The following is a 22103-nucleotide window of genomic DNA, read 5'->3' on the forward strand; positions in this document are numbered from 1 at the left end:
GCGTCTGCGGGTGGCTGGCCGCGCTGGCGCTGGCGGCCGCCGCGACCGCGCCGCAGGCGCGGGGCTGGCATCAGGAGCCGGCGGCGTCCGGCGCCGAAACCGCGGCGCGGGCGGCGCCGGACGAGGCCGGTGCGCGGGCGCGCGTAGCGCCGGCCGCCGCCGCGCAAGCGCCCGAGCCCGCGGCGCCGCCCACCCGGATCGCCAGCGACGAGCCCGTCGCCGCGCGCGCCGCCGCCAAGCCCGCCGTGCTGCGCGTCGGCGTCGCCGAGTGGGGCAACCTGCCGTTCCAAGGCTATCGCGACGGCCGCGCCGCCGGCTTCAACATCGAGTTGCTGGAACAGATCCTGCGCACGCACGGCTACGGCGTGCGCTACCTCGCCGTCGGCGACAGCGAAGCGACGGTGCGGGCGCTGTGCGAGGGCCGCATCGATCTGGCCATGAACCTGCGCGTGACCGCGGCGCGCAGTCGCTGCATGGCCTATACCGACCCGATCGAGAACCTCTCGCTGTACGCGCTCAAGCGCAAGGACGACGCGCGCCTGCTCAGCGAGGACGCGCTCAAGCGCATGCGCATGGCCATTCCCGCCGCGCTGCTGGAACACACCCGCGACCGCACCCGCTTCCTGCCGGCACAGGTGGTGCCGGTCGTCGATGCGCCCGCCGCGGTGCGCGCGGTGGCCGAGGGCCGCGCGGATGTCTACTTCGACAGCGCCTATGTGCTGGACTGGTATCTGCGCGAAGGCGGGTACGCCACGCTGGAACTGTTGCCGACCTCGCAACTGCCGCCGCCGATGCAGCGCAACGATCTGGGCGTGCTGTACGCGGCGCCGCTGGCGCGGCTGCCGCTGCTGAAATGGCTCGACGAGCAGATCAAGCGCGATCCGCAACGGGTCGAGCGGCTGCGCGCCAAATGGCTGCGCGCGGACCTGCAGGCCGGGGCCGCGCCCGGCGAACTCAACGCCGCGCAGCGCGACTGGCTGGCGCGACTGCCGCGCCTGCGTCTGGCCCTGGCCGACAACGCCGCGCCGTTGTCCACGCTCGACAGCGATGGCCAACCGGCCGGTATCGCCGCCGACTACGCGCGCATCGTCGAGGACCGCCTCGGCCTGGATTTCGCCGTCGTCGCCGGCAACGGCCAGCGCGGCGCGATCGCCGCGCTCGCGGGGCATCGCGCCGAACTCGCCGTGGCGCCGCTCGGCAGTCTGCCCGGCGCGCACTGGGTCTACAGCCGCGCGTTCGAGCGCACGCCGCTGGTGATCGCGACCCGGGCCAAGGCGTCGGCGGCGATCGGCCTGGAGTCGCTGGCGGGCAAGCGGGTCTCGGTGACCTTGCTCGGATTGGCCGGGCAAGCGGTGCGCCGCGCCGCGCCCGACGCGCGCGTGATCGGCGTGGCCAGCAACGCCGAAGGGCTGGAACTGCTGGCGTCGGGACAAGTCGACGCGCACCTGGGCGATCTGGCGGTGCTCGACCGTCTGCTGCAAACCCAGCACCGCAACAGCGAATTCCAACTCGCGCCGGCCGGGCTGGAACTGGAGCTGGCTTTCGCCGCCGACCGCCGGTTGGCGCCGCTGATCGACATGATCGACCAGCAGCTCGATGCGCTGTCGGAAGCCGAGCGCCAGCGCATCCACGATCACTGGGTCGCGCTGCGCTACAGCTACGGCGTGCCGTGGAACCGGGTGATGGCGATCGTCGCGGTGGCGCTGCTGACGATCAACGTCATCGCCGCGTTCTACCTGCGCCTGCGCCGCGAATCGCGGCGGCGCGAGGCGGTCGACCGCAAGCTGCGCGAAGTCGCGAGCAATCTGCCGGGCGTGGTGTTCAAGGCGCGGCGCGCGGCCAACGGGCAGATCCGCTTTCCGTATCTGGCCGGGCGGCCGGAGTTGCTGTTCGGGCTCGACGCCGAGCGCGCGGTGGCCGATTCGCGGGTGCTGTTCGCGCGCGTGCACGGCGCCGATCTGCCCGGCTTGCGCGCGGCGATCGCGGCCGCGGCGCGGACCATGAGCGGCCTGCACGCCGATTTCCGCGTGCGCGGCGGCGGCGGCGAATGGCGCTGGGTGCGGGTCAGCGCGCTGCCGCGGCCGCAACATCCCGGCGAGGACCGCGAAGACGCGGGGTACACCGGTTATTTCGTCGACGTCACCGACGTGCATCTGCAAGCGCAGGCGCTGGCCCGGGCCAAGGAACAGGCCGAGGCCGCGACCCGGGCCAAGTCGCGGTTCCTGGCGACGATGAGCCACGAGATCCGCACGCCGATGGGCGGCATGACCGGCATGCTGGAACTGCTGGAGCGCTCGCCGCTGGATCCGGATCAGCAAACGCTGCTCGGCCACGTGCGCGATTCGGCGCAAGCGCTGCAGGGTCTGCTCGACGACATCCTCGACGTGTCGCGGATCGAAGAAGGGCAGCTGCGGGTGGAACTGGCGCCGTTGCGCCCGCGCGCGCTCGCCGACGCGGCGGCGATGCACGCCGCCGCCGGGTGCCGCGCCAAGGGATTGCGGGTGGATCTGCGCGTGGACGCCGCGGTACCCGAGGCGGTGCTCGGCGATCCGCTGCGCTTGCGTCAAGTGTTGTTGAACCTGCTCGGCAACGCGGTCAAATTCACCGAGCGCGGCCGGATCTGGCTCGACCTGCGCGTGCGCCGGCAGCGCTTGATCGTCGAGGTCGGCGACACCGGCATCGGCATGAGCCCGGACCAGCTGCGGCGCGCGTTCGAGCCGTTCCGCCAGGGCGAGGACAGCACGCCGCAACGTTTCGGCGGCGCCGGGCTGGGGCTGTGGATCTGCCGGCAACTGGTCGAACTGATGGGCGGGCGCATCCGCCTGGACAGCCGCGCGGGGCAGGGCACGCGCGCGACCGTGGAACTGCCGCTGCGCGCGGCGGTGGCCGGCGAGGCCGCGGCGCCGGCGGCCGCGCCGTTGCGGGCGACGGTGAGCGTCGGCGACGCACGCCGCGCCGATGCCTTGCGGCAAGCGCTCGCGGCGTTGGGCGTGACGCTGTCGGCGCCGGGCGAGCAGGGCGAGGCGAGTTTCGAGGACGGCGAGCGCGCCGATCTGATCCGCGTGCGCCGCGACGGCGCGGGCGGCGATTACGCGCTGCAAGCCGAGCCTTTGCTGTTCCTGCACGTGCAGCGCGCCTGCGAGTGGGCGCGCGATCCCGCCGGCGCGCGCGAGGGCGCGCTCCCGCGCGGCGCGACGGCGCCGGGGCCGGCGCGGATCGTGGTCGCCGAGGACGGCCCCGTGAATCGGGAATTGATCCAGCGCCAGTTGCTCGAACTCGGCCACGCCTGCCGCGTCTGCGCCGACGGCCGCGAAGCGCTGGCGGCGCTGCGCGAAGGCGGTTACGCGTTGCTGCTGAGCGATTGCCGCATGCCCGAACTCGACGGCTACGCGTTGGCGCGGGCGATCCGCGACGACGAAGCGCGCGAAGCGGGAGCCGGCGGCGGCGCGCGGCGGCTGCCGATCGTGGCCATCACCGCGAGCGCCTTGCCCGAGCAGATCGGGCGCTGCCGCGACGCCGGCATGGACGATTGGCTGATCAAGCCGGTGCGGCTAGAGGATTTGCAGCGGGTCCTGCAGCGCTGGCTGCCCGCTGCGACTTCCGACGGGCAGACGCCTCGGCGTTCATCGAAGCCCGCCGCGCACGCCGCGGACGCGACGCTCGCGCTGCGCGCGGCCTTGCCGGCGCTGTTGCGCGAACTGCCGCGCGAACGCGCCGACATCGCCGCCGCCTTGCAAGCGCGCGACGTCGCAGCGTTGTCGCACGCCGTGCATCGCTGCACCGGCGCCATCGCCTTGTTCGATGCCGCCGTCGCGCGCCGGGGACAGGCGCTCGAGGAGGGATTGGCGCGGCAGCCGCTGCACGAAGCGGAGCCGGCGGTGCGCGCGTTCCTGGACGAGTTGGAGGCGCTGCAGCGGCGCTGGGGCGCCGAGGCGTAGCAGGCGTAGCGGAAGGCGCCGCGCGGAGCGGCAGCGTCGAGACGAAGCAGGCGTAGCGGAAGGCGCCGCGCGAAGCGACAGTGCCGAGGCGAAGCGGGCTTAGCGGAAGGCGCCGCCCGATGCGGCAGCGCCGATGTTCGCAGAAGACGATGCGCGGACCGGCGCGCGGCGACGCGATCGATGGCTACGACGATCGCGGGTTCGTCGACGCGCTCAGTGGCGCGCGCTGCTCGCGTCGGCGACGAGGTTGAGCGAGGGCGGCGGATCGATCGCCAATTCCTTTTCGAGCTCTTCGCGGAACTGCTCGAAGCTCACTCCGCGCTCGGCCAGTTCGCGGTCGGCGGCGGTGCGCAGGGCGCTGGAGCAGCCCAGGCTGACCTGCGCGCCGTCGCGCCGGTGCAGCGCCGCGGCGCGTTCGAGCAGGGCCAGCACCCGCGCCGCGCTCTCCGAGCCGCCGACGATGCGGCCGCCCAGGCCCAGGGTCCATTCGCCGTCGCGGCGGACGATGCCGCCGAGCAGGCGGCCGTCGGCATCGCGCAGCTCGGCATGGGGTTCGATGTTGGCCGCGACCGGCGCGGCCGTACGGGCGCGCTCGAGTTTGCGTTTCTTGGCGTCGCGGCGGGCCTTGGAGTTGATCGACATGGCTGGCTCCTTGGCCGCACAGATGGCTTGGAGGACATCATAGCCCCGCAACCGCGGCGGCCCAAGCCGGCGGCGGAGTGCGACCAGGTGCGCGGTTTAGGCGGTTTAGGCAGGCGCGCGCTGAGGCTGGCGAGCGGTATCGCCCAGGCCGGTCGAAAGGCATCGGGATGAAAGGCCCGTCCAGCGGAGTGCGGAAAGGGCATCGCGTCCGTCGCTCATAGTTCGCGTTGCGGCCGTCGTCTTCCAAGAAGCCGCCATGCACGAACCGGCTCCGCCGAAGCGGAGCCGGCGCTCGTGGTCAGTGCGGGTGCGATTGTCCGTCGGCGTGCCCGTGAGCCGGCTTCGGGGGCGAGGTCGATGGCGGCTGGACGCGGGCTTTCGCCGGCGATGGCGTGGGAGCCGCCGCCGACGCTTCGTGCTCGTGCGCGGGCGTGCCGGCCTCGTCGTGCGGCTTCGCCTCGTTCGCCGAATCGCCGTGCGAGTGCGCAGGCCCGTCGCCGTCGTCGTGCGGCTTCGCCGCGTGCGCATGCGCCGGGGCTTCGACGCCGTCCGCTTGCGCCTGCGCGTCGCTGTGCCCATGGCCGCCGCTATCGTCATGCTCGCCGCCGTGGTCGTGGCCGGACATGTTCTCGCCGCCGCCGTGCGAATGCCCGTCGCTGCGCGCGACCAGATCGCGATAGCCCTGCGCGTCCAGCGACGGCAAGCGGCCGAGGAAGGCGACCAAGTCCCACAGATGCGCGTCGTCCATGCTGCCGCCCCAGGCCGGCATGCCCGAGGCCTTGATGCCGTGCTTGATCGTCCAGAACGCGGACGCGGCATCGACTTCGCGCTGCGACAGGTTCGGCGGCGCCGGGTACAGCCCGCGCGACAGCTCGCTCGGCCCCGCGCCCGGGGTCAGATGGCAGCCCGCGCACATCGCCGCGTAATTGCCGGCGCCGCGGCGCACGCGCTCGGCGTCGTCGAGGTTCGCCGGCACGCTCAGCCCGCTCGCGCGCGCCGCGATCGAGCGTTCGCGCGCGTACTCGAGCAACGCGTACACGGGCCGCGTGTGCGGCGCGTCGGCGCCGACGTCGTAGGCGCCGGACCACACCACCGCGGCGCCGGCCGCGCCCGCGGCCAACGCCGCGCTACCCAGCCACAGGCCGGTTCGAAGGAATGCGTTCATGGGCGCGCTCCTTCAAAACCACAGCCGCACGCCGGCGACCAGCCGGGTGTCTTCGACCCGCTCGCCGTGCGCGCGCCGGTAATCGGCGGTATCGCCGAACGCGCGCTCCCAGCTCACGCCCACGTACGGCGCGAACTTGCGGCTGATCTCGTAACGCAAGCGCAAGCCGGCCTCGGCCGTGCTCAGGCCGGCGCCGGTTTCGCGGCGCGGATCGTCCTTGCCGTAGAACTCGACTTCGACCAGCGGTTGTAGGATCAGGCGGTTGGTCAGCAGCAGTTCGTACTCGGCTTCCAGGTTCAGCGCGGTTTGCCCGCGTTCGCCCAAGTACGCGGTGGCCGAGACCTCGAACTTGTACGGCGACAAGCCCTGCACGCCGAACGCGGCCCAGGTTTGCGCGCGTTGCGGGCGGAAATCGTGGCGCACGCCGGCGACCACGTCCCACCACGGCGAAATCGCGCGGCCGTACAGCGCTTCCAGGTTGGCCGATTCGGTGCGGCCGCGTTCGCGCTCGCCTTCGCTGCGCAGCCACAGCCGGTCGGTGTCGCTGCCGAACCAGGACTGGCCTTCCCAGGCCTGCGCGCTGCCGTCGTCGATATCGACCGCTTCCAGGCGGTTGATCACCACCATGTGGTTGAACTCGCGCGCGTGCTGCATGTGCAGGCTGATCGGCGGGAACGCGGCGGCGCGGTCGGCGTCGGTGACGGCGGGGATCGGCTCGCGCGGTTGTTGCGGGGCGTCGGCGCGCGGAGCGGCACCGTGGCCCATCGCGGCGTGATCCATCGTCGAATGATCCATCGCCGCGCCTTCGGGCTTGGCGGGCGCGCCGTGGTCCATTGCGGAGTGGTCCATCGTCGAGTGATCCATCGCCGCGCCTTCGGGCTTCGCCGGTGCGCCAGGGTTCATGCCGGCGTGATCCATCTGGGAATGATCCATCGCGGCGTCTTCGGATTCCGCCGCGGCATCTTTCGCCGGAGCCGGCATCGCCGAGTGGTCCATCGTCGAATGATCCATCGCGGCCGCCTTCGCGGGCGCGGCGGTTTTCTTCGCCGGCGCTTTCTTCTTCGCGCCGCTCATCTGCGAATGGTCCATCCGGGAATGATCCATTCCCGAGTGATCCATGGCTTGCGCGGCCTGCGCATCGCGATCGCGCTGCTGCGCGAACGCGGCGAACGGCAGCGTCAGCGCCAAGGCCAGCGCGGTGCGGGGCAAGGTGGCGGTCGTCTTCATTCTTCGACCCTCACTTCGCGCATCATGCCCGCTTCCATGTGGTAGAGCAGGTGGCAGTGGAACGCCCAGCGGCCGAGCGCGTCGGCGCGCACGCGATAGCTGCGGCGGGTTCCCGGCGGCATGTCGATGGTGTGCTTGCGCACCTGGAACTCCTGCTTGTCGTTCTCCAGATCGCTCCACAGGCCGTGCAAGTGGATGGGGTGGGTCATCATCGTGTCGTTGACCAAGACGATGCGCAGCCGCTCGCCGTAGGTCAGCCGGATCGGATCGGCGCCCATGAACTTCTGCCCGTCGAAGGACCAGGCGAATTTCTCCATGTGGCCGGTGAGGTGCAGTTCGATCTCGCGGCTGGGTTCGCGGCCGTCGGGATCGTCGAACACGCTGTGCAGGTCGGAATAGGTCAGCACCTTGCGGCCGTTGCCGCGCAGGCCGATGCCGGGATCGTCGAGCTTGGGCGACAGGCTCATCGCGCGCATGTCGATCAGGCGCGGATCGCCGCCGGGCGCGGATTTCATCGCGCCGTGGTCCATGCCGGCGTGGCCCATCGCCGCGTGGTCCATGCCGCCGCCGGACGCGGGTGCGGCCATGCCGCCCATGTTGGCGCCGCAGCCGCCCTCCATGCCCTTGCTCTTCGCTCCCATGCTGGCGCCGCAACCGCCTTCCATGCCTTTCATCTTCGACATGTCGTGGCCGCCGTCGCCGCTCATGTCGCCGTGGCCCATGTCCTCCATGGTCAGCAGCGGGCGCGGATCGGTGCGCGGCACTTCCGCTTCCAGACCCTGACGCACCGCGAGGGTGCCGCGCACGTAGCCGGTGCGGGCGTTGTCCTGGCAGAAGATGGTGTAGGCGTCCTGGCCCGAGGGTTCGACCAGCACGTCGTAGGTCTCGGCCACGGCGATGCGGAACTCGTCGACGCTGACCGGATGCACCGGCTGGCCGTCGGCGGCGACCACGGTCATCTTCAGGCCGGGGATGCGCACGTCGAAGTAAGTCATCGCCGAGCCGTTGACGAAGCGCAGCAGCACTTTTTCGCCGGGCTTGAACAGGCCGGTCCAGTTGCCCGCCGGGGTCACGCCGTTGAGCAGATAGGTGTAGGTGTGCGCGTTGACGTCCGACAGATCGGTCGGGGTCATGCGCATGCGGCCCCATTCGCCGCGGTCGCGCAGGGTCGCGGCCAAGCCTTTCTCGCCGACATCGCGCATCGCGTCGCCGACGGTGCGCTTGTAGTAGTTGTCGTAGCTCGACATCTGCTTGAGCCGGCGGAACAGCGCGGCCGGCTCCAGGTCGGTCCAGTCCGAGAGCAGCAGCACGTGTTCGCGGTCGTAGCGGTAATGCGCCGGTTCGCGCGGGTCGATCACGATCGCGCCGTACAGGCCGGCCTGCTCCTGGAACAGCGAGTGGCTGTGATACCAGTAAGTGCCGGATTGACCGACGCGGAAGCGATAGACGTAGCTCTCGCCGGGACGGATGCCGTCGAAGCTCAGACCCGGCACGCCGTCCATATTGGCCGGCAGGATCAGGCCGTGCCAATGGATCGAGCTCATGCCTTCGCGCAGGCGGTTGGCCACGCGCAAGGTGACGGTGTCGCCTTCGCGCCAACGCAGGATCGGCGCGGGCAGGCTGCCGTTGACGGTGACGGCCGGACGCACGCGGCCGGTGAAGTTGACTTGGGTGGCGCCGATGTCGAGATCGAACTCGGTGCCGCTGAGCACGCGCGGCGTCTGCGCCATCGGCGCGGCGAAGGCGCCGCGCCACAGGCCGCTGCCGGCGATGGCGCCGCCGGCGGCGAGGCCGGCGACGAAGCGGCGGCGGCCGGGATCGGCCGGGGCGCCGAACGGGGGAATACGCAATGTCATGGGGAGCCTTCCGTTGGGAAGAGCCGCGATCAGTCTCGCGGCGGGCGAGGCGCGGGGCAAGCGCTGTTGAGCGCCGCCGCGCCGGTGCGGGCGATGACGGCCGCGCCGCCGTGCGATGCCGCCGCGGGCGCGGACGGATCGTGGGCGGGAGCCGTGGGCCGGCGGAATCCGGCCGAACGCGCGCTCAGGCGATGGGTGGACGGATCGGCAGGCTCAGCACGCCGCTGGGCGGGGCGTGCGGGGTCGGCAGCGCCGGCGCGACCGTGTCCAGGCGCGGCGGCAGCGGCGCGATCGCGTGGGCGATGCTCGCCGCCTGCAGGCAATCGCATTGACAGGCGAACTTGCCGCAGCAATCGCCCTCGTGCGGCGCGGCCGGGTCGGCGGGGTGGGGAGCGGAGGCGGGCTCGGCGCCGTGATGGGCCATCGCCGGCATCTCCATGCCCTCGTGGCAATCGGCCATCGCCGTGTCGGCCGCGGGCTGCGCTGGCGCCGCCGCCGCGAGGCGCGGCCCCATCGCATGGCCGCCGCTGGCGATCATCGCCGCCGACGCGTAGCCGTTCAGGCTCAACGCGACGATCAGCAGCAAGCGCAGCAGCAGCGAAAAGAAGGGCATGCGGGGGACAGCGACGGCGAGGCGGTGGCGGGCACCGGAACGGCAGCCATTGTGCCCTCAATTCGCGCGGATCGTGCAACCTTCCTGAGTGGGAAGGTTGTGTGGGGCGTTCATGGCGAAGGTGGGCGAGGGGAGGGCGGGCGGTTATTTGGAGGTTGGCGGAGGCGGCGACGGAAGCGGCTGAATGGCGCTGAAGACGTTGGATCTCCGAGTTCGCGGAGCTGACGTGCTCGAGGGCTCGACGCGAACTCGAAGCAGTGCGCGCCGCGGCCGCGCTCGCGAACGAGCCGCGTCCGATCCGCGCGGCGACGGCGCGATCGCGACGGCCGTCGATGACGCGCGAGCTGCTTCATCGTCTGTAACCGCACGACGCGCGTCGCACATCGAAGCTTCAGCTTGTGACGCTTATCGCAACGAAGCCGATCGAATGAGGCCGCGCCGCGCGCATAGTCGCGCGCACGGCCGCACGCGCGGTTCGTTCATCCGGCGACCTCGCCGCAAGCGCTTGCCGATGTGCGCGCAAGTGGCATACTTCCCGCTCCACGGACGACGTAGCCACGGCTCGTCCATTCCCGGCCAGCCGGCGTTCCCGCCCGCAAGCTCGCGACCCTCAGAGCCTGCAGGTGACCCTTGAACGCACTGCCACGCGCGGTTCGCGCGACTGTCTTTTCTTTTGTTTCTTCCACCGACTCCGGCGCCGTCGCCGCGCGCGTCCGCAGCGGAGCGCCGCGATGATGGGCGAAGCGCAACTGGCGCGGGTCGCGCCCGCGATCGCCGCGACCGCGCACCTCGACGCCGCACCGCCGGCCTTGCTGTCGAGCTATCGGCCGCAGGATTCGCTGTTTTCCTCCGCCCACACCCAACTGCATGCGCGCGGCGTGCTGCACGCGCTGACGCGCGCCAGCGACGACGATCTGGCCGGCGCCAGCGAACGCCTGCTGAGCCAGGTCGCAAGCGAAGCGGGGCGTTTGCCGTTGCTCGGCGCGGTGCCGTTCGAGGGCGGCCAACCCGCGCGCTTGTGGGTGCCGACGCACGCCGCGTTCGCCGCCGGCCGCGCGCGCCATCGCGGCGCCGCGCATTTGCACGGCGATTCGCGCGCCGCGCCGCGGGTCGAACCGGTGCCGGCGCCGGCGCAGTTCAAGCGCAATGTCGAACGTTCGCTCGACCGCATCCATGACGGCGGTCTGCGCAAGGTGGTGATGTCGCGCAGCCTGCGCATCGCGGCCAAGGTCGATGTGCCGCAGTTGCTCGGGCAACTGCTGGCGCGCGCGCCGTCGGCCTACACCTTCGCGATGGATCTGGCCGGCGCGGGCGGCCCGCCAGCGTGTTTGATCGGTTCCAGCCCCGAGCTGCTGCTGTCCAAGCGCGGCGCGCGCATCGTTTCCAATCCGTTGGCGGGCTCGATCCCGCGCAGCGCCGATCCGGTCGAGGATCGCCGCCGCGCCGAAGGCTTGCTGCAGTCGGCCAAGGATCTGCACGAACACGCGTTGGTGATCGAGGACGTCGCCGCCGCGCTGCGTCCGTTCTGCAGCGATTTGCAGGTGCCGGCGGCGCCGTCGCTGTTGGCCACGCCGACGATGTGGCATCTGTCCACGCGCGTCGACGGCGTGTTGCGCGACCCCGCGACCAGCTCGCTGCGGCTGGCGCTGGCGCTGCATCCCACGCCCGCGGTGTGCGGTTATCCGACCGAGCCGGCGCGGCGGGTCATTCGCGAATTGGAAGGCTACGACCGCGGTTTGTTCACCGGCCTGGTGGGTTGGTGCGACGCCGACGGCGACGGCGAATGGGCGGTGACGATCCGCTGCGCGCTGGTGGAAGAGGAGTGCGCGACCGTGTTCGCCGGCGCCGGCATCGTCGCCGGCTCGCAGCCGGAGGCCGAATTGGCGGAAACCACCGCGAAACTGCGCACCATGCTCGGCGCGATGGGGCTGGCGCACGTCGCCGAGGCCGAGGGCCGGGCATGAGCGCCGCGCCGCTGCCCGGCTTCGTGCCGTGGCCGGACGAGTTCGCCGCGCGTTATCGCGAACGGGGCTATTGGACCGGCGAGACTCTTTACCGCAGCGTTTCCCGCGGCGCGCGTATGCATCCCGAGCGCATCGCCATCGTTTGCGGCGAACGGCGCTGGAGCTATGCGCAATTCGACGAGCAATCGCGGCGTCTCGCCGCGGGCCTGCGCCGCCTCGGCATCGGCCCGCGCGACCGGGTGCTGCTGCAGTTGCCGAACATCGGCGAACACTACATCGCCTGCCATGCGCTGTTCCTGCTCGGCGCCTTGCCGGTGTTCGCCTTGCCGGCGCACCGCCGCGCCGAGATCGGCTATTTCGTCGGCCATGCCGAGGTCCGCGCCTGCGTGATCGCCGACCGCGACGGCGGCTTCGACTACCGTTCGATGATTCGCGAGGTCTGCGCCGAGCACGACTGCCTGCGCGACGCGATCGTGATCGGCGAAGCCGAGGAATTCCACGCCTTCGCCGATCTGCTCGACGAGCCGTTGAGTGGCGACGGACCCGAAGCGGGGGAGGTCGCGTTCCTGCAGCTGTCCGGCGGCAGCACCGGCGTGCCCAAGCTGATTGCGCGCACCCACGACGATTATCTCTACAGCGTGCGCGAAAGCGCGCGCATTTGCGGGCTCGACGGCGACACGGTGTATCTGTGCGCGCTACCGGCCGCGCACAATTTCCCGATGAGCTCGCCCGGCGCGCTCGGCGTGTTCCATGCCGGCGGCTGCGTGGTGTTGGCGCGGCACAGCGATCCCGAATCCTGCTTCGCCCTGATCCAGCGCGAACGCGTCACCCTCACCGCGCTCGTACCGGCGCTGGCCTTGGCGTGGCTCGAATCGCGGTCGCGCGCGCGCTACGACCTCAGCAGTCTGGACTGCGTGCAGATCGGCGGCGCGCATCTGGCCGGCGAGGTCGCGCGGCGCGTGCCGGAGGCGTTCGGCTGCCGCTTGCAGCAGGTGTTCGGGATGGCCGAAGGCTTGGTCAACTACACCCGCGGCGACGAACCCGAGGAACTGATCCTGGGCACGCAAGGCCGGCCGATCAGCGACGACGACGAGATCCGCATCGTCGACGACGAAGACATCGACGTCGCGCCCGGCGAGGTCGGCCATCTGCTGACCCGCGGTCCGTACACCATCCGCGGCTATTACCGCGCCGAAGCGCACAACGCGCGGGCGTTCACCGCCGACGGCTTCTATCGCACCGGCGACCGCGTGCGCCGCTTGCCCGGCGGCCATCTGATCGTCGAAGGCCGGGCCAAGGACCAGATCAACCGCGGCGGCGAGAAGATCGCGGCGGAGGAAGTCGAAGGCTATCTGCTCGCGCATCCGGCGGTATTCGACGCTGCGCTGGTGGCGATGCCCGACCGCTGGCTCGGCGAGAAGACCTGCGCGTTCGTGGTGCTGCGCGACGCCGCGCAAGCCACGCCGCGCGAACTCGCGCAATGTCTGCGCGAGCGCGGCATCGCCGCGTTCAAGATTCCCGACCGCATCGAGTTCCTCGCCGCGTTGCCGCGCACCGCGGTCGGCAAGATCGACAAGAAGGCCTTGCGCGCGCGCTTCGCGCCGCCGGCCGCCGTTCCCGTTTCCTCCTCTTTCGCACAGGCCGCGCCATGACCATTCCCAAGATCGCTTCCTATCCCATGCCCGGCCCGCAGCAGTGGCCGTCGAACCGGGTGGACTGGCGTCCCGAGCCTTCGCGCGCCGTGCTGCTGATCCACGACCTGCAGGAATATTTCCTGGCGTTCTACGACCAGACCCAGGCGCCGGTGCCGCAGCTGCTGGAGAACGTGCGCGCCCTGCGCGATGCCTGCGACGACGCCGGCGTGCCGGTGGTCTACACCGCGCAGCCGCCGGTGCAGAGCGCGCAGCAGCGCGGCTTGCTGCAGCCGTGGTGGGGTCCGGGCATCACCGCGCAGCCGCAGTTGGCGCCGGTCGCCGCGCCGATCGCGCCGCGCCCGCACGACACCGTGCTGACCAAATGGCGCTACAGCGCCTTCGTCTCCAGCGACTTGCGCGAACGCATGCGCGAGCAAGGCCGCGATCAGCTGATCGTCTGCGGCATCTACGCCCACATCGGTTGCATGATGACCGTGGCCGACGCCTTCATGCACGATATCCAGCCGTTCCTGATCGCCGATGCGGTGGCCGATTTCTCCGCCGAGGAACATCGCATGGCGCTGGATTACGTCTCGCGCCGCTGCGGCGTGGTGATCGGCCGCGCCGACTGCGCGCAAGCCTTGGCCGACGGCGCCGGCTTGCCGGTCAGCCTGACCGCGCTGCGCACCGAGCTGGCGCTGATCATGGAGCGTCCGCTGGACGAGATCGGCGCCGACGACAATCCGTTCGAGGCCGGCCTGGATTCGATCCGCTTGATGACGCTGCTGGAGCGCTGGTCGGCACGCGGCGAGCGCATCGGATTGGTTGAACTCGCCGAGCGCGGCAGCGTGGCGCAGTGGTGGGAATTGATCCAGCAACGGCGGGCGGCGTGATGGCGGGGGAGACGGGATTGCCGCTGACCGGGCCGCAACTGGGCATGTGGGCGGCGCAGCAGCTCGACCCCGACAGTCCGTCGCTGTGGACCGCCGAGGCGGTGGAACTGGACGGCCCGCTCGACGAAGCGGCCTTGGAAGCGGCGATCCGCGAAACCCTGACCGCTTGCGATGCGCTGCACATGCGTTACGAAGAAATCGATGGGCAGGCCGTGCAACGGCTGCGCGAGGCGCGCAGCGTGTTGATCGGCCGCGAGGATTGCGCCGGCTGCGATTCGCCCTGGGACAGCGCATGGCGCTGGATGCGCGAGGATCTGCTGCGTCCGGCCGATCTGGCCCGACGGCCGCTGTTCGCGACTGCGTTGATCCGGCTGGGCGCGCAGCGCCATCTTTGGTACTTGCGCGCGCATCACATCGCGCTGGACGGGTTCGCGTATCTGCTGTTGATCCACCGCGTCGCCGAACTGTATTCGGCCAAGGTACGCGGCGCCGACGCGCCGCGCGCGCGCGATTGGTCGCTGGCGCCGGTGGTCGCCGAGGAGGCGGACTACCGCGCTTCGGACGCGTTCGCGCGCAGCCGCGAGTTCTGGCGGCAACGCTGCGTCGGCGCGACTGAGCCGGTCACGCTCGGGCCGAAGTGCGCGCCCGACGACAGCGCGCGTTCCTCGCACCTGAGCCTGCCCGCGGGCGAACACCTGCGCTGGCAGAACGCGGCGCGCGCGCTCGGCGTGGACTGGTCGGCATGGCTGATCGCGGCGGTGTTCGCCTGGATGCGCGCGCGCAGCGGCGCGGACGAGATCAGCCTGGGACTGTTGGTGATGAACCGGCTGGGTTCGGCGGCGCTGGGTGTGCCGTGCATGGGCATGAACGTGGTGCCGCTGCGCTTGTCGTTGCAGCCGCAGTGGAGCTTCGCCGATCTGGCGCGCGCGGTCGCGACCGAGTTGCGCGAGTTGCGGCCGCATCAGCGCTACAACTACGAATGGCTGCGGCAGGACGCGGGTCTGGGCGACAGCCATGCTCAGTTGTACGGGCCGGTGCTCAATCTGATGCCGTTCGACCGCGGTTTCGTGTTCGAGGGGCTGAGCAGCCGCGCGCATGCGGTGTCGGTCGGTTCGGTCGAAGACCTCGACCTCACCGTGTCGCCGCTGGCCGACAGCGTGCGTTTCGATATCGAAGCCAACCCGCAGGCGTACGACGCCGCGAGTCTGCAGGCGCACCATCGCGCGTTGTTGGCGCTGATGGATGCGGCGCTGGCCGATCCTTCGCGGCGTTTGGACGAACTCGCCGGCGCGCTCGCGCGCGAGGCCGCATGAGCGCGCGTCCGCGCGCGAGGTTGTTGCGGGTGCTGCGCATCGAGCCGCGCACGCCGCAGATGCGCCGCATCGTCTTGGGCGGCGACGATCTGGCCGGTTTTCCCATCGGCAGCGAGGGCGCGCACATCAAGCTGCTGTTTCCCGCGAAGCCGGGCGAAACGCCCGCGCTGCCGGTATTCGGCGAACACGGCCCGGCATGGCCCGACGGCGCGGCGAAGCCGGTGGTGCGCACTTACACCGTGGCGAAGATCGATGACGATGGATTGACGATCGACATCGTGCTGCACGGCGACGAAGGCCCGGCCTCGCGCTGGGCCGCGAACGCGCGCGTCGGCGATCCGCTCGGCGTCGCTGGGCCCGGCGGGCCGGAGCTGTTCCGCGCCGAGGCCTCGCGGCATGTGTTGATTGGCGATCCGAGCAGCTACGCGCTGATCTGCGCGGTGATCGAACGCTTGCCGGAGCGGGCGAGCATCGACGCTCTGCTGGAAGCGCCGGATGCCGCCGAAATCCAAGCCTTGCCGGATCGTCCGGGCTTGCGCGCGCGTTGGTTTTCGCGCGAAGGCGAACCGGCCGGCGCGAGCCGGCGTTTGTTGGAGGCGGTGCGCGAACTGCCGTGGCCGCAGCGCGAAGCGGTCTCGGTGACGCTCGCGGGCGAGAGCGCGCAAGTGGTCGCGATCCGCGACTTTCTCGCACGGGAACGCGGCGTCCCGCGTTCGATGATGTACGCGGTGCCGTACTGGAAGGATCGCTGGGACGAGGACCGTTACCACGACGAACGCCACCGGATCATGGACGCGTTCGACGCCGAAGCGGAGCAGGGGGTCTCGGCATGAGCGCGCGGGGCAGGGGAGCGGGGGAGTTCGACGGCCGTCTGGCGCTGGTGACCGGCGCCGCGCAGGGGATCGGCGCGGCCACCGCGGCGCGCTTGGCGGAGCAGGGCGCGCGATTGGCGCTGTGCGATCGCGACGAAGCGCGCTTGCGCGACTTCGCGCGGGAGTTGCAGGGGCAGGGCGTCGAGGTCGCGGCCTTCGTTTGCGATGTCGCCGATGGCGCGGCCATCGAGGCGATGGTCGAGCGGATCGAGCGCGAGCTCGGGGAGATCGCGCATCTGGCCCACATCGCCGGCATCTTGCGCGTCGGCGATGCGGTCGGACTCGAGCTCGAGGATTGGGACGCTTGCATGACGGTCAATGCGCGCGGCGCGTTCGTCGTCGCCCGCGCGGTGGCCGCGCGCATGCGCGAACGCGGGCGCGGCAGCATCGTCGCGGTCGGTTCCAACGCCGCCTCCGCGCCGCGCACCGGCATGGCGGCGTATGCCGCGTCGAAGGCGGCGGCGACGCAGTATCTGCGTTGTCTCGCATTGGAGCTGGCGCCGCACGGCGTGCGTTGCAACATCGTTTCGCCGGGATCCACCGACACCGCGATGCAACGCGCGTTCGCTGTCGACGAAGCCGCGCGCCAGCGCATTCTGCGCGGCGACGGCGAGCGTTTCCGCCTCGGCGTTCCCTTGGGGCGCATCGCCGATCCGGGCGATATCGCCGAGACGATCTGTTTCCTGTTGTCGGATCGGGCGCGGCACGTGACCTTGCACGATCTGCGCGTGGACGGCGGGGCGACGTTGGACATGTAGCGATGCGCTTGTTGCATCGACGCAACACGCGCGCATCCGCGCGAACGGCCTCGCAAACGAAGACGCCGGCTGCATGAGCCGGCGTCTTTCGCCTATCGCGTAACGTTATGCGAAATCGGCGACAACCGACCCTCGGTCGGTCAGGGCACGGTCACCCCGCGCGCATCGTCTTCGCCGACCACGCCGCTGTCGGCGCCGTTCCAGACGATGTAGAGGTACTTGCGTTCGCCCGGCGCCGGGTCGCCGTAATCGCCGTTGTTGGCGATGAAACGGCGCTGTCCGGCCGCGTACTGCTGGCGGACCTTGCTGGTGACGTCGTTGGTGCTGTTCCACACGCCGTAACCGGCGTAATCGATGCTGGCCATGATGAGATCCTCTGTGATCTGAGCAGACGACGCTCGCCCGCGGTTCCGGCGGGCCACCCGCCGGTGTCGTCCTGACCGGCGGTTGCAGGCAGCGTCCACCGATGGCGCGGTTCGTACCTTCCGGGAACCTTACGGTTGCGTCGCGGCCGCCGGCGACGGATCGGGCAGGCCGCCAGCTTGAAATCTGAGCGGCCGGCGGCGGTGTTGGGGCTCAGATTTCAAGGCGGCGACAGCGGGGCTGGTGGGTCAGGACGCTGCCAGCCCATTGCAGCGGTAGTCGGCGAGGTCGACTACGACGACTTTGACCAGTTGGCTGTTCTTACGCCGTTCTTCGGCGGCTCGCCGGGATGCGAAGCCTTTGCGCTGCAGTTCAAGTTCGTCGCGCCAGAGAAGGCCGCGCAGGCGCCCAACGGTCATGCGTTGGCCGTCGTCGGAGACGAGATGCCGCCCTCGCATCGCCGTCGAGATCGATGTTCATTGCGTCACGCTCCTTGTGGGGGTTCTTAAGACAATCGCCGAGCGATATCGACAAGAGGCCGTGCAGCAGGACACGAGCGGATTCGTACCAGAACATAATACACATTATGCGAAATTGCGTGTTCTGGAGCTACGACTGCCGTCTGGACAAATTCCGGGGCTGGCTTGGCGCTGCGTTGAAGCTGACCGATTGAGCCGCTACCCTGCCTTGGGCGCTCGCAACAGCGCATGCAAGAGCTTCTTGTGACCGGTCTTCAGATCCTCGATCTGAGCTTCGGCTTGAACCGGTCCCAACACCATTTGGGCCACCGCAGCATAGAGAAATGGCGCGAGCGCCAAGCTGAAGTGCTCAGTCACTGGGCTTTTCTCCAGCTTGCCGTTCTTCACGAGCAGATCGATGATTTGCTGCCTTTCGGCATTGAGCCCGAACACCCCCTCTCCTAGCTGCTCCCGCAGATGAGGCAGGCGGTAGCCGTCGGCGATCATCATGCGAATGATCGATACGGTCTCGGGGGTCAGTGCGGCATAGGCTGCGTCGACGAACTGATCGACAAACGCTCCGACATCCTGGACCTCCCGCAGGTGGTCCCAGCTCTCTTTTGGCTGGCTGAGCAGCTTGCGTACCAGGACCTCGAATACTTCCTCCTTGCTGGCGAAATGAACGTATACGTTCGCCTTGGAGATGCCTGCGCGAGCGGCGATCCGGGAAATGCTGGTGGCCGCGTATCCATGCGTGGAGAACTCCACGAGCGCCGCCTGAAGGATCTGCTCGTGCCGCAACTCAGGGGCGAGGCGCGTTCTCTTCTTGACCCCCTTGGGCTGGGTCGCTTTCGGGGCGTTCTTGCTGATCTTTGGCATTGCTGGTGCGGCTCTCCTGTCGCGCCCTTGGGCCGACCAGGCGCGAGGCGGTCCTCGACGTCCCGAATAGCGAAATCGGCTTGTGATCTTTACTGGGCCCTGCGTCTTTCACAAGGGCTCTCGCGCGTGTCCGCCGCCCTTTGGCCGCCCCAATGCCCCGCATCGGAAGGCCGCGATGAGTGAACGCTTTCGAAACAGCCACGAACGCACTAATGACCGTTCGGTTATTAACATTGTAGCATCGCTAATGTCCGGTCGGTCATTAGTGACTTCGGATGCCTGTCGGCCCGCTGGAAGTTGCCTTAGAAGCGGTGCGGATCACTCCAATGTTAAGAACCTCAAGGACCATCTTTATGGGGAACACCCGTACGGCTCGGTGGATCCATCGCCCTACCGCGGTCGTCATCTTCGGGCTCGCGCTCGCGGCTTCTCCGCTTCTGGCGGGCGCTCAGGAGTCCGACGACTCGCAAAGCGACGATTCGACGTGGGCGATTGGGCTTGGCGCAACGCTGATTCAGAGGCCTTACCGCGACATCGACGACGAGCTTAAAGCCGTTCCGTTGATTAGCTACGAAAGCTCTCGGTGGAGCCTGGCCGGATCCCGCTTCGACTTCAAGGTCAATCGAAGCGAAGAGCTGTCGTTCCGATTGAGGGCGCGTTACGCGCTCGACGGTTACGACGCCAACGACTCCCCTTTCCTGCGCGGGATGCATGACCGCGACGACAGCGCATGGGTTGGGGGTGCGGTGGCTTGGCGCCTGCCCTGGGTAGATCTCTCCGCGGAGTACCTCGCTGACGCCATGGGCAACAGCAAGGGCTCGCGTGCTCTGCTTCAAGCTCAGCATCGCTTCGCCTTCGGAAGGTTCGGCCTGACCCCGAGGCTCGGCGCGGAATGGGTGGACAAGAAGTATGTCACCTACTACTACGGCGTACTTCCCGAAGAGGTCACCCCCTCCCGTGCGGCGTACGAAGGAAAGGCGACCGTCAATTTCGAAACCGGCGTGCGCGCCGACTACACGATCGGCCGAAAGCACACCGTCTTCCTCGACGTCGGAATGATCAAGTTCGGCGACTCGATCAAAGACAGCCCGCTCGTAGATGGCTCGGACCAAGTTCGAACCTCGATCGGCTACGCCTATCGGTTCTGACGTAGGCGCGCTCGCAGCGTCTGGGTCATGTCGACGCTTTGATGCGCCATCGTTCTGGGCGGCGCGATTCCCCTCCCCTTCGCGCCACTGCCCTTCCTTTCGCCATGGATGGCGATGGGGGCTTCCTCGTTGATCGCTGTGAGTGCGCTCCTGGCGTCTAGGACCATGTCGTCGTGTTTGGATGCCGGAAGTCAACGATTCAATTCCACTCAGCCTCCGAAATTTTCCGCCATGCTCAGCGCTCGCCTACTCACGATTGTCCTTGTTGGACTGGTCGGCACCGGATGTGCAAGCCAGTCCGTCAAGTCTAGTGTTTCCGCAAGCATCGTCGCGGGGACTGGCCAAGAAGCCGTGGCTGTAAACAGCCCGCCTGGCGCGGCCACGCCGCTCCCTCCGACTGATGTTCCGAAGGAGAATGACGCTCCAGATGCGGCCTCTTCTGCCATCCCTGAGCCCCCAACGAAGATGCCGTCTTCTCTGGCAGGTAACGCGACTGCTGCAGCGTCTGCTGACGTCGAATCGATGTACGAAACGCGCGTGGTTAACGACGCAGCGCGAACCGAACCATGCGCTGTCCTTGGACATCGCTTCGTCCTGGGACAAGCCCGAAGAGAGCGGTTCCTGCGCGTTTTGTGATTCCAGTCATGCGGACATTCGGCGGCGGCTTCCTATAACTATCGCCCATTCGGGTGGCGCCTTCGGCTGCCCGGCGTATTCCATCAACGTCCCAAGGAGGGTTGGGCATGAACCGAGCGATCGTCTGTCGTGTCAGCGCCTGCGCGCTGATTTCGCTGTTGTCCTTGCCGTGCTTCGCGCTGAACCCGACACCGATGGGTCCCGCTTCGATGTATGGCATCCAAGGCTACGCGGCCAACTACGTTACCGGCGGTGGCGTGATCGCCGAGACGTCGCCCGCCTACCGTAAGGTGAGCACCGCGGCGGAGTTCGTCGCCGCGCTGCGCGCCGCGCGCAGTTCCGCTGCCAATCCGGTCAAGGTGATCGAGATCGCCAACGATCTGGCGATGGGTTGGAACGAGGTCGAAGACGCCGCGCGAACCGACGGGCTGCTGCGCCAGAACAAGGCGCCCAAGAAGCATCCGGCGCTGATCGCCAGCGGCGTGTCGTTGCTCGATGTCACCAACTTCGATGGGTTGACGATCTATTCCAAGGCCGGCGCCACGCTTCGGCACGTTGAGCTCAACATCAAGAACGGAACCAACCTGATCTTGCGCAATGTGCGCTTCGACGAGCTGTGGGAATGGGACGAAGCGACCAAGGGCGATTACGACTCGAACGACTGGGACTTCGTGACCATCGGCGATGGCGGCGGGGTCGCCTCCGGGATCTGGATCGACCATTGCAGCTTCACCAAGGCCTACGACGGCGTGGTCGACATCAAGAAAGGCGCCAACCGCATCACTCTGTCGTGGATCGAGGTCGCGCCGCCCAACGCGGGACCCGGCAGCTTCGTCGCGCGTCAGTTCGACGACCTGGAGGCCAACCGCGGCAGCAACCCCATGTATGACTTCTTGCGCGGCTACTTCAGCCGACAACAAGTGGCCGACATCGCCTTGCCGCAGAAGAAGGGGCACCTGATCGGCTCCAACGACCTGGAGGGCCTTTCCTCCTACACCGTCACCTTGCACCACAACCACTACCGCGACCTGCAAGACCGGATGCCGCGCTTGCGCGGTGGCGACGTGCACGCCTACAACCTGTATGTGGACAGCTCCAACGCGCGTCTGCTCAAGCAACTGCGCGATGGGGCGGTGGCCGCCAACCCCGGGCTGCGCGCCAAGCTGGAAGGCACGTCGCCGGCTTACAAGTTCGACCTGACGCTCAATGGGGCGATCTCCACCGAAGGCGGCGCGGTGCAGGTCGAACACAGCTTGTTCTGGGGCGTGTTCACCCCGCTTCGCAACAACCAGACCGATCCCAACGACAGCCGCTACACCGGGGCGATCCGCGCCTTCGATGTGCGCCACGTCTTGTTCGCCAGCGACACCGCCTACCTGCCCGCGTCCTCGCAGCAAGCCACGTTTGTCGACCGCGGCGTCGTGTGGGCGAGCTGGCAGGGCGACAGCGGCGCCGCCGGCAGCACGCTCGGACCCGCGCAGGCCGCGGCGATCCCGTTCGTCTGGCGCAACGGCACGCCCTCCTACCCGATGAGCGTCCATCGCGTGGACGAACTGGCAGGCCTGCGTGGGTTCATGGGGGCGGGGAAGATCGGCCTGACCCCAGCCCAGTGGATGAGCGTCACCTACTGACCGCGACGATCCCATCCGGTGCGGCGGAGGCCGTGCCGTCCGCCCTGCCCCTTCAGGCTTGCACTATCGAGCATCGCGCCACGCTCCGCACCACTGCTGGCCCCGCGGCTGGG

Annotated in this window: 17 protein-coding genes; 9 read left to right on the plus strand and 8 right to left on the minus strand. The window is 69.3% G+C overall.

The genetic code is table 11. The features are described from left to right. The first annotated feature begins 245 nt into the window (after nucleotides 1-245). Nucleotides 246-3938 carry a transporter substrate-binding domain-containing protein gene (locus tag J5226_RS16705; protein ID WP_215835562.1) on the plus strand — a complete coding sequence of 1231 codons (3693 nt, stop codon included), beginning with the start codon at nucleotides 246-248 and terminating at the stop codon, nucleotides 3936-3938. A gap of 213 nt (nucleotides 3939-4151) precedes the next feature. Here J5226_RS16705 and J5226_RS16710 read toward each other — a convergent pair whose 3' ends face one another. From J5226_RS16710 to J5226_RS16730, 5 genes are all read right to left on the minus strand, one after another. Continuing rightward, a complete protein-coding gene (locus tag J5226_RS16710) occupies nucleotides 4152-4580 on the minus strand; it encodes a hypothetical protein (RefSeq protein ID WP_215835563.1) in 429 nt (142 codons plus the stop codon). Between the two features lie 298 nt (nucleotides 4581-4878). Next, nucleotides 4879-5745, minus strand: coding sequence for a cytochrome c (locus J5226_RS16715; RefSeq protein WP_215835564.1), 867 nt, complete (start codon nucleotides 5743-5745; stop codon nucleotides 4879-4881). A 12-nt stretch (nucleotides 5746-5757) separates the two neighbouring features. After that, the gene (locus tag J5226_RS16720; RefSeq protein WP_255323121.1) at nucleotides 5758-6726 is read right to left on the minus strand and encodes a copper resistance protein B; all 969 of its coding nucleotides are present in this window, start codon (nucleotides 6724-6726) and stop codon (nucleotides 5758-5760) included. A 242-nt stretch (nucleotides 6727-6968) separates the two neighbouring features. After that, on the minus strand, nucleotides 6969-8828 hold the full coding sequence (locus J5226_RS16725) for a copper resistance system multicopper oxidase (protein WP_215835565.1): 1860 nt from the start codon (nucleotides 8826-8828) through the stop codon (nucleotides 6969-6971). 184 nt (nucleotides 8829-9012) lie between these two features. Beyond that, on the minus strand, nucleotides 9013-9441 hold the full coding sequence (locus J5226_RS16730) for a CopL family metal-binding regulatory protein (RefSeq protein WP_215835566.1): 429 nt from the start codon (nucleotides 9439-9441) through the stop codon (nucleotides 9013-9015). A 731-nt stretch (nucleotides 9442-10172) separates the two neighbouring features. Here J5226_RS16730 and J5226_RS16735 point away from each other — a divergent pair. Genes J5226_RS16735 through J5226_RS16760 form a run of 6 tightly spaced genes read left to right on the plus strand, consistent with a single transcriptional unit; the run spans nucleotide 10173 to nucleotide 16875 of the window. Continuing rightward, nucleotides 10173-11405, plus strand: coding sequence for an isochorismate synthase (locus J5226_RS16735; protein WP_215835567.1), 1233 nt, complete (start codon nucleotides 10173-10175; stop codon nucleotides 11403-11405). Beyond that, the gene (locus J5226_RS16740) at nucleotides 11402-13057 is read left to right on the plus strand and encodes a (2,3-dihydroxybenzoyl)adenylate synthase (RefSeq protein ID WP_215835568.1); all 1656 of its coding nucleotides are present in this window, start codon (nucleotides 11402-11404) and stop codon (nucleotides 13055-13057) included. Before J5226_RS16735 ends, J5226_RS16740 begins: the two co-directional genes overlap by 4 nt. Beyond that, on the plus strand, nucleotides 13054-13932 hold the full coding sequence (locus tag J5226_RS16745) for an isochorismatase family protein (RefSeq protein ID WP_215835569.1): 879 nt from the start codon (nucleotides 13054-13056) through the stop codon (nucleotides 13930-13932). The genes J5226_RS16740 and J5226_RS16745 overlap by 4 nt, the downstream gene beginning before the upstream one ends. After that, nucleotides 13932-15245 carry a condensation domain-containing protein gene (locus J5226_RS16750; RefSeq protein WP_215835570.1) on the plus strand — a complete coding sequence of 438 codons (1314 nt, stop codon included), beginning with the start codon at nucleotides 13932-13934 and terminating at the stop codon, nucleotides 15243-15245. Before J5226_RS16745 ends, J5226_RS16750 begins: the two co-directional genes overlap by 1 nt. Further along, nucleotides 15242-16078, plus strand: coding sequence for a siderophore-interacting protein (locus J5226_RS16755; protein WP_215835571.1), 837 nt, complete (start codon nucleotides 15242-15244; stop codon nucleotides 16076-16078). Before J5226_RS16750 ends, J5226_RS16755 begins: the two co-directional genes overlap by 4 nt. Continuing rightward, entirely contained in the window at nucleotides 16075-16875 is an 801-nt protein-coding gene (locus tag J5226_RS16760; RefSeq protein ID WP_215835572.1) for a 2,3-dihydro-2,3-dihydroxybenzoate dehydrogenase, read from the plus strand. Before J5226_RS16755 ends, J5226_RS16760 begins: the two co-directional genes overlap by 4 nt. A gap of 140 nt (nucleotides 16876-17015) precedes the next feature. Here J5226_RS16760 and J5226_RS16765 read toward each other — a convergent pair whose 3' ends face one another. The 3 genes from J5226_RS16765 to J5226_RS16775 form a co-directional block, all read right to left on the minus strand. Continuing rightward, nucleotides 17016-17240: a hypothetical protein gene (locus tag J5226_RS16765; RefSeq protein ID WP_215835573.1), complete on the minus strand. Its 225-nt coding sequence runs from the start codon at nucleotides 17238-17240 to the stop codon at nucleotides 17016-17018. Nucleotides 17241-17486: 246 nt separating this feature from the next. Further along, nucleotides 17487-17657, minus strand: a complete 171-nt coding sequence (locus J5226_RS16770) for a hypothetical protein (protein WP_215835574.1) — start codon at nucleotides 17655-17657, stop codon at nucleotides 17487-17489. A 258-nt stretch (nucleotides 17658-17915) separates the two neighbouring features. Continuing rightward, nucleotides 17916-18575, minus strand: a complete 660-nt coding sequence (locus tag J5226_RS16775; protein ID WP_215835575.1) for a TetR/AcrR family transcriptional regulator — start codon at nucleotides 18573-18575, stop codon at nucleotides 17916-17918. 353 nt (nucleotides 18576-18928) lie between these two features. Here J5226_RS16775 and J5226_RS16780 point away from each other — a divergent pair, with 353 nt between their 5' ends. Further along, nucleotides 18929-19723 carry a MipA/OmpV family protein gene (locus tag J5226_RS16780; RefSeq protein ID WP_215835576.1) on the plus strand — a complete coding sequence of 265 codons (795 nt, stop codon included), beginning with the start codon at nucleotides 18929-18931 and terminating at the stop codon, nucleotides 19721-19723. 743 nt (nucleotides 19724-20466) lie between these two features. Further along, nucleotides 20467-21990, plus strand: coding sequence for a hypothetical protein (locus J5226_RS16785; RefSeq protein ID WP_215835577.1), 1524 nt, complete (start codon nucleotides 20467-20469; stop codon nucleotides 21988-21990). Nucleotides 21991-22103 lie beyond the last annotated feature (113 nt).

The sequence above is a fragment of the Lysobacter sp. K5869 genome, from assembly GCF_018847975.1.
Taxonomy (GTDB): Bacteria; Pseudomonadota; Gammaproteobacteria; order Xanthomonadales; family Xanthomonadaceae; genus Lysobacter.